Genomic DNA, 7,623 nt, shown 5'->3' with positions numbered 1-7,623 from the left:
ACTGGTCCCATCAGGCTCTCCGCCGTGCCAGCCTGATCCCGGCTACCCAACCCGCCGGAACCATCGCTCCTACACCACGCGATGGGACACGACCGCCCCCGGCCAGCAAGACGACACCCCCCGGCCGCCCATGCCTGGCCGCGCCAGCCCTTCCCGCCCGGTCCCGGGGGCGGCTCGCTCGCCGTCGCGCAGTCGACGACACCACCGGCGCGGAGGCGGATCACCGCCTCAAGCCGGGGCGTCACCGGCTCCTCCCCGGGGCAGGCGCCGCGCCCGTCGCCGCCCCCGGCGCAGGTTCCTCGCACTCGTAGGGCGGAGGCAGGGGCAGCAGCCCACGCGGCGGCCCGGCCTCAGCCCGCGCGAGCTCCGGCCACTCGGCTTGGCACACAGCGCCGTCGGCCAGGAGGGTGGCCAGCCGCTTGTGCAGGGGGCGCCCGAACCAGCGCAGGCGTACCAAGTCCTCGGCCAGGGTGGCGACCTGCCCGGGATGCGCGGCATTGATCCAGGCCAGCGCCGCCGGGGGCAGCTCCCGCCGCGCGAGGTCCAGCACCTCCCCCGCCCAAGGCGGGGCGGGGACGCGCTTGCTGCGGCAGTAGTCGGCCAGCAACTCGGCGGCCTCGCGGCGGCCTCGCGTATCACGCGGCAGGCCGGGTAGGGCCAGTGCCCGGGCGGCGCCCTCCGTCCACCGCGCTTGCTGCACGGCGCAGCGCGCCAGCAGCCACGCCGTCTCCCAGGCCACGGCGACGGCCCGCCCCCACTCAGGGGAGGCCAGCAGCTCGCCGAGCAGGGTGCCGGTCTCCTCGCGCCGTGCCGGTAGAAGGCGCCGCTCCGCCTCAGCCGCCTGCGCACGGCGCTCACGCCGCATGGCCGCGCCGCGCCGCTCGCGTCGGCGCCCGCGTTCTTGCACCGTGGCGATCCGTAGGGCCTCGACAGCCGCCCGCGAGGGCCAGTAGCCGTGCAAGCGCCACAGCAGAAGCCGGAGGGTCGCGTCGTCCGCGCCCTCCGGCGGCAGGTCACGATCCTCGGCTGACTCCAGGGCAGCCAGGGCACGCTCAGCGGCGTCCAGGGTCATCATGACGCCACTCCCTCGGCCAGGGCTTCGGCGTGCTGGGCGTCGGGCTCCGGCAGCGCCCACGGCGTGCTCGCCAGGGCTGCCCGGTCGGTCGGCCGCGACACGTACCCGGCGAGCCACCGCTGGGCCGCCGCGCGGAATCGCTCGTCCCGCTCGCCCCAGGCAAGCCACGCGCGCCCCAGCGTGCAGAGGATCTGCGTCTCACGGCGGCGGTCAGCGGCCACCATCTCGCGCCGCAGGCGGGCCGCATCGGCACGCGCCGCCCGTTCGCGGGCCTGGGCCGCAGCGAGCCGAGCACGTAGCGAGATAGTATCCGTTAAAATTCTTTCTGACATCATGAGTACTCATATGGCAGCTGAAGCAATGCTCAGCATGCAATCTCACTGTATCATGCACCCAAGAAATTTTTCTCAATGACGTAATACTATTGGAGAGCGCAGGGGAGAGTGCTCCGGAGGAGCACAGGCTCGCTTATACATCCGCTCCGCGGACGTGCTCGTCAGGAGGACACGATGACCACTCACGCATTTTCACGCATCGAGTTCGGCGTCATCGGCCGCTCCCGCGGCACCGGCCGCATGGGGTCCGCCGTCGCGGCCGCCGCGTACAACCTGTGCGGCCGACTGGAGGCAGGCGGCCGCACATACGACTACTCGCGCAAGCGGGCGGAGCACGTGGGCGGCTGCGGATGCTGCCAGAGGGGGCACCCCTGGAACTCCGCTCGCCCGGCGCCCTGTGGCGGGCGGCTGAGGCGGCCGAGCGCCGATGCGACGCCCAGCTCGCGCGCCAGGTGCTGGTCAGCATCCCGCGCGAGGTGCCGCCCGAGCACCGGCTGGCCTGGGTGCAAGCCATCGCCGCGCCCTGGGTCGACGATGGCGCCGCCGTGCAGATCGACCTGCACGCGCCCCGCGCAGCGGACGGGGGCGAGCAGCCGCACGCGCATCTGCTGCTGACTCTGCGGCGCGTGACAGACCAGGGCCTTGCGCCGACCAAGGCCCGCGAATGGAATCAGGCATGGCGAGAGGATGGCGGCCGTGCCGAGCGCGCCCGCATCCAGGAGCGCGCCAACGCTTGGCTGGCGGCGCGTGGCATCGACGCCAGGATCGACCTGCGCTCGCTCGTGGAGCAGGGCGAGGACCGCCCCCCCGAGCCTACGGCGCCGCGCCAGGACTGGCAGCGGTGGATGCGCGAGGGCGGCGACGCTGATCCGGCGCCGCCGACCGTCGCGGCCGTGATGCGGCACCGAGGCCAGCGTGCCGCCCTGGCCCACGTGGATGCCGAGGTGGGCCATGCGGCAGCCGAGGTGGCCGAACTAGCGGGCGAGCTCGCCAGGGCACTCGAGAGGCCACGGGGCGGCCCCCCAGAGGTATTTGAGCAGGGGCAGGGAGGCCAGCGGGCGCCCACGACCCCTTTAGGGGGCACAGGGGAGGCATCTCAGCCGTCCCCTCCGGCACAGGCGCCCAACCCGGCGCAGCGGGCGACGCATGCCGTTGCCTTACCCCGGGGCGACATGCGAGGCGCGCTGCCCACCGGCGGCAGCGGGGGTGCGGAGGCGGCCGACAGCGACATGATGGCCCCGCTCGACCCGAGCAGGCCGGGTGACGTGGCGCGGTACCTCGCGGATTTTGGGCGACTGTTGGCGCGGCGGGCGGCTCGGGCCGCAGCGGCCGAGGAAGAGGCGCGCAGGCGAGGGCAGTTCTCCGGCAGCCAGCAGGCCACCGACTGGGGCCAGTGGGTGCGAGACTGGCTTGACGACCTCCGCCGTATCATCACAGGGGCTCAGCGCGAGGGCCGCCGCCTCGGCGCCCGTGACGCCATCGCCGAGGTCCGAGCCGAGCGCGCGTTCCGGGCGGCAGCGGCCACTGCCCGCGTTCCGCCGGTGCACGCCAAACGGTTATCGGCGAGGGGTACGCCCGCAGCACTCTGCAACACCCGGGCCGAGGCAATGCGCCGCCTCCTCGCCGCTGAGGACGCGGCGCTTGGTCTAGCTGCCCGCGATGCCGCCCGCCGAGTAACGGCCGCAGCCGCCCGGGGCGACAAAGCGACCCTGGCGGCAGCGGCGGCTGGTGATCTTGATGATGCCCGCGAGGCCGCGGAGGAGTGGCACAAGAAGCATGCGCCGCCGGATAGACCAACAGCTCGGCGGAGGATTACCAACGGCCTAAAAGGCCCAAGGCTGTGAACGCCAGGGGGTGCCTGTCCAGCCGTTTGGTCGACGGCTTGGTGGCTCGCCGAAGGCACGAGGCGTTTAGCCTCGCAGCGCCTCGGCCCGCCTCTCTTGAAAGGCCGCTGCCGCTTGATCCCAATCAGCGTCGAGCGACGTTAGCCGCCTGATTGGGAGCAGAGACACGGTGTCTTCCTTCACGTAGTAGCGGCCCTCGCTGAGGACGTACCAGCCTGCTAAGCCCATTTGATCCAGGCCTTGGGCGGCCGTTTTGAGCGTTTCCTCGTCAGGCTCGCTCGCGCGTCCTAAGGTCGTGTGACGGCCATCCTGGGCAACGAGGAGGTGGCGAAGCTCGAGGGGGCGGCGAGGGTTATCCATAGACCGAAAGCCGCCGCTCAAGCTTCAACCTTTTCACCGCGCTTTCTAGGGCGCTGCGCATGACCTTCGCGATCTCCCAAGCCATAAGCGGTGGCACCGCGTTACCGATCTGCCGCAACGAGGGGTTCATGGTCCCGGCGAAGCGGAAGCCGTCAGGGAAGCTCTGCAGGCGTGCGGCCTCCCTAACTGAAATTGTTCGCCGCTGTGAGCCATCGTAGTGGATGTGGCTGTAACTATCTTTCCCCAGGTGAGCCATTAACGTACGCGACGGCTCGTCCCGGATAAGCTTCCACCACCGATTAGGGAACGTGTCGGTGCGGTATGGAGGCACCATTGCCGCGTGCAGTTCCTTCCACCGCTGCGAATTCTTCCTAAGCCTGAGAGCCTTGGCCTTGTCCTTGAACGCATTCTCAGCAAGCCGATGCGCCTCGGGATATTCGGCTCCCTCGCGCATCATCTCGAATATGTACCCATCACGAGGTAGATAACGGATGAAATGGTCATTGATACCTTGGGCTTCAAAGCCCTGCCACCTCCGCATCTCAAGGGCATACTGCGAAGGTTCTACGTCCGCTCGGTAGGCCATCCAGGTTTCAGGGCCGCGACGGCGAATTCCGCGGGTGACGTCGTCGCCATTCAGCAAGGGTAGGTCGCCTAATGCTTCTTCAGCTGTAACTGCGCCTTGAAGGGATGCGTCGGTCGTTGGGCTCATGTAAGAGCCCGCGTTTAGGAGGTCGACATACTTCAATGCGACCGAGCGAGCGCCCTTATATCCCTGAGGTAGATCCAGGTGACGGGTCGGCCGCGGTAGCTCTGGGATCAGAGCTAGCTCTTTTCGATAGGCAATCAAAAATACCCGGTCCCGCATCTGCGGAACTCCGTAAAAGGCTGTATTCACGAGACCGTAGCGGGCGACGTAGCCGTGACCCTCGAGGAGATCGGCAATCTCCGCAGCCACGTTGTGGCCTCCCTGATTGAGCATGTCAGGGACGTTCTCGATAAGGAGCGCGAGGGGCCTGAGGCGATCCACCCAGGCAATGTAGCGAAGGTAAAGGTCGCGTCGGGGGTCTATTTTGTAGGCTTCAGGGTCGTTCGCGATGTCGCGCAGCTTCGCACGCCCGATTCTCGCATAGGCTTGGCAAGGCGGTCCCCCGACGAGAATATCGACTGCCTCCCCTGGGGAGCCGAGATCAAGTTCCTTGCAGAAATCGTCGGGTTCCAGTGTGGTCATATCCCGCGAGCGGCCGTGCAGAGCGACCTGCCCCGGATCATCCCCATGAAAGTTCAGGGCGTGGCTCTTGGCGGCCCATGGATCTAGTTCCACTGATCCGGAAATGGAGAAGCCCGCTCGGTGGAAGCCGAGGCTGATTCCACCGCAGCCCGAGAAGAGGTCGACAACCCTTGGAGCACCGCCGGAAGCAAGCCTGGCGAGCTTCATGCGCAGCGCCGGGTCCGTAACCAATGGGTCGACCCTCATATCCATTCCCAAAATCTCCTAAACGGCGCACCCGACCTGGTCGAGCTATCGTTGGCCGGTAAGTAGCACGCAATAGGTTTGTCACGGAGCTCCCACTCAAGCAGGGATCGCATTGAAAACGATCGCTTTTTCGTGTCTTTGAGTCGGCCAGGCTAAAAATAAAACGCGCCAGGCGAATTATAGAGTTGCGCCAGGCGGGTTTAATGTGGTCAGGTTCCTGCATCGAAGCCGCTTAGAGGATCTGACCGTGGCAGAAAATGAATCGCCTAATGAAGACACCACTCGTCGGTTCAAGCTTGGGGACCTGAAGCGCACAGGCGCACGTACGGACTTCAGCACTCCGGTGCTCCGGGGCTTCAACATGGGCAACGGTACGCTGTCGCTGACCCTGACGATGGAGCAGTTCCGGGAGAACAGTGACGTTCCGAACGAGCTGCGCATCATGGAGACGACGGGCATCGCGTCGGACATCGCTCAGCGACCGCTCGACGAGAAGCACTCCAAGGCTATTGCTCTTTATATGCTTCGTGGTTTGGTTATCGCGGTGCGCGACAACTGGATCGATGAAGGCAAGGAAATCCCGACCGAACTCGAAGACATACTTTCTGAGCTGGGAGAGGGACCTTACCAAGCAATCCAGCCTTTCACCGGCAACATCCGACATTGCGCCCCTGGCGGGGCCGACCTCGATATCGAGATGCGACCTGATGGGAAGCTTGTGCTTTTTCTTCGTCAGGGTCAGCTTATCTACGTCATCGACGGTCAGCACCGACGCCACGCTTATGAGCTTCTACGGCTCTGGCTTGGCGAGGTCACCCAGACCGGACGTTACAAGAAACGCGGGAGCATATATGTGCCTGAGGACCTCGCTGAGGACGGCCGGGTGTCTGCGGTGGAGCTCGAGATCTGGAATGCTGTCCTCCAACTTGCTCGCTCGCATTTCACTGTAGATGTCACAGTGCATCTTGGCCTGAAGTCCGAGCAGGAGAGGCAGCTCTTTCACGACCTGAACAACCTCGGAAAGAAGCCGGACGCCGCGCTAGCCCAGGCGTTCGACAATGCCAACCCTGTCAGTGTTTTCGTCCGCAAAGAGATAGAGGGGAATCGTCTCCTCGGCACGATCCGGATTGCGGACTCCGGGTCGAAGAAGGGGCAACGCAAGGCCGAAGATGTTCCGACGATCTATCGCGATGACCTTGCCTCCAGCAATGCCCTCCTATTCGCTGGAGCGACTAATCAGTCGGGGATTATCGGCAGCGCAGTGACCCCTCATTATGACTACGCACGCCGCTTCTGGAGGGCAATCGCGGCTCAAGACCATTTCGGCGTCGATAAGTGGGAGGAGCGTACGATCCTGGCCGAAGCTGTTGTGATCAAGGCGCTAGCCCAGCTCGCCTACACCTTCCACGGGTCCAGAGAGAAGGACCACGATCTCCGCGACCGCTTTCTTTCAGCGCTCGAGGATAAGAAGATCAGTTTCGAACACAAGGACGACCTTTGGTCGCTTTACTTCAAGGACGACGCGGATCGTGCAGCCATCGATCCTCGGCTAGACGAATACCTGACACCAGATGCCGGGCGTAAATCATACGCTGTTTGGCAAGGTGACCAGCTCTCTTTCGCTTCGAACACGCGCGATATCGCCCGTTATCTTGGCGATCTGATACGGTGGAAACTTGAGCTGCCGCCTCGGCCGGGCATCGCCCAGCTGAAAGCCAAGCTCATTCGTGAGGGCAAGATGGCCGCCCCGGGGAAGCCGGTTTCGTCTGCCGCTTAGCCCGGGAATGGGAAGGTTGCTTTTCGCCGGGCAACCTTCCTGCGCTGCTCTGTTCACTCAGGCTGGTGGCGACCCGTGCCGCTATAGCGCTGGGATCGGCAAGCACCTGGCACTCCCAAACCACAATCGTCCGCCACCCGGCTTCTGCCAATAGCTCCTCATTCCTGTGGTCACGATCCACGTTCGCCTGAAGTTTTGCGGCCCACCATTCGGCCCGAGCTCGCGGGAGAACCACGTTTCGACACGCCGGGTTGGGGTGTCTGTGCCAGAAGCAGCCCCTAACCTCGACGACGACCCTGTGCCGTGGAAAAACTATGTCGGGACGTCCGGGTAGGTCTCGTCTGTGAAGCTGATAGCGGTAGCCCATGGCATGCAGCAGGCGGCGCAAGGTCAGCTCGGACTTCGTATCTTTGCCGCGGACGGCCGCTAGGTTGCGGCGCCGCGCCTCGGAGACATCATCGAATGATGGGCGCCGAAGGCGCTCCCGGGTAGCTGACGGGCTCATAGCGAATATATAGGTAAGTCGCCCGCAGGCGATAACCTCAACATCCTTGACCAGCGAACTGGGCGCCTCAACGTCGGAGGCCAAGCTATGCGCCTTGTCCAATCGACCAGAATGTTGACAGGCAAACAGCGTTCTGTGGTACAAAGTCGTGTCACAGCCCAAATCGAAGCACCTGAAGTCGTCCGAAAATTATCAATAGAATCAGCCTATTGTGAATAGGTTTGGAAGGCCCTCCCGTTGGGGACGCCAT

6 protein-coding genes are annotated in these 7,623 nt (G+C 65.1%); 2 read left to right on the top strand and 4 right to left on the bottom strand.

Going from position 1 to position 7,623, the window contains the following annotated elements; translation table 11 throughout:
* Positions 1 to 241 precede the first annotated feature (241 nt).
* Both ACFOY6_RS13355 and ACFOY6_RS13350 read right to left on the bottom strand, forming a co-directional pair.
* The gene (locus tag ACFOY6_RS13355; RefSeq protein ID WP_379651152.1) at positions 242 to 907 is read right to left on the bottom strand and encodes a hypothetical protein; all 666 of its coding nucleotides are present in this window, start codon (positions 905 to 907) and stop codon (positions 242 to 244) included.
* Between the two features lie 164 nt (positions 908 to 1,071).
* Positions 1,072 to 1,407, bottom strand: coding sequence for a hypothetical protein (locus ACFOY6_RS13350; protein WP_379651150.1), 336 nt, complete (start codon positions 1,405 to 1,407; stop codon positions 1,072 to 1,074).
* 353 nt (positions 1,408 to 1,760) lie between these two features.
* Here ACFOY6_RS13350 and ACFOY6_RS13345 point away from each other — a divergent pair, with 353 nt between their 5' ends.
* Positions 1,761 to 3,254 carry a MobA/MobL family protein gene (locus tag ACFOY6_RS13345; protein WP_379651148.1) on the top strand — a complete coding sequence of 498 codons (1,494 nt, stop codon included), beginning with the start codon at positions 1,761 to 1,763 and terminating at the stop codon, positions 3,252 to 3,254.
* A 352-nt stretch (positions 3,255 to 3,606) separates the two neighbouring features.
* On the opposite strand, the gene ACFOY6_RS13340 is transcribed toward ACFOY6_RS13345, so the two are convergent.
* Entirely contained in the window at positions 3,607 to 5,097 is a 1,491-nt protein-coding gene (locus ACFOY6_RS13340) for a DNA cytosine methyltransferase (RefSeq protein ID WP_379651146.1), read from the bottom strand.
* A 199-nt stretch (positions 5,098 to 5,296) separates the two neighbouring features.
* Here ACFOY6_RS13340 and ACFOY6_RS13335 point away from each other — a divergent pair, with 199 nt between their 5' ends.
* Positions 5,297 to 6,868 (top strand): DNA sulfur modification protein DndB, encoded by a 1,572-nt coding sequence (locus tag ACFOY6_RS13335; protein WP_379633575.1) that lies wholly within the window; start codon positions 5,297 to 5,299, stop codon positions 6,866 to 6,868.
* Here ACFOY6_RS13335 and ACFOY6_RS13330 read toward each other — a convergent pair.
* Positions 6,813 to 7,373, bottom strand: coding sequence for a very short patch repair endonuclease (locus ACFOY6_RS13330; RefSeq protein WP_379635991.1), 561 nt, complete (start codon positions 7,371 to 7,373; stop codon positions 6,813 to 6,815). The genes ACFOY6_RS13335 and ACFOY6_RS13330 overlap by 56 nt on opposite strands.
* Between the last annotated feature and the right edge of the window lie 250 nt (positions 7,374 to 7,623).

Origin of the sequence: Teichococcus aestuarii, assembly GCF_042651065.1 — a bacterium.
Lineage (GTDB): Bacteria > Pseudomonadota > Alphaproteobacteria > Acetobacterales > Acetobacteraceae > Pseudoroseomonas > Pseudoroseomonas aestuarii.
Note: the sequence above shows the minus strand (reverse complement) of the source record. Positions and strands in the feature narration are given on the sequence as shown.

Bases quoted from the DNA above. Each gene is read 5' to 3' on its own strand.
- ACFOY6_RS13330 (WP_379635991.1), bottom strand. From the start codon at position 7,373: ATGAGCCCGTCAGCTACCCGGGAGCGCCTTCGGCGCCCATCATTCGAT.
- ACFOY6_RS13345 (WP_379651148.1), top strand. From the start codon at position 1,761: ATGCTGCCAGAGGGGGCACCCCTGGAACTCCGCTCGCCCGGCGCCCTG.
- ACFOY6_RS13350 (WP_379651150.1), bottom strand. From the start codon at position 1,407: ATGTCAGAAAGAATTTTAACGGATACTATCTCGCTACGTGCTCGGCTC.
- ACFOY6_RS13340 (WP_379651146.1), bottom strand. From the start codon at position 5,097: ATGGATATGAGGGTCGACCCATTGGTTACGGACCCGGCGCTGCGCATG.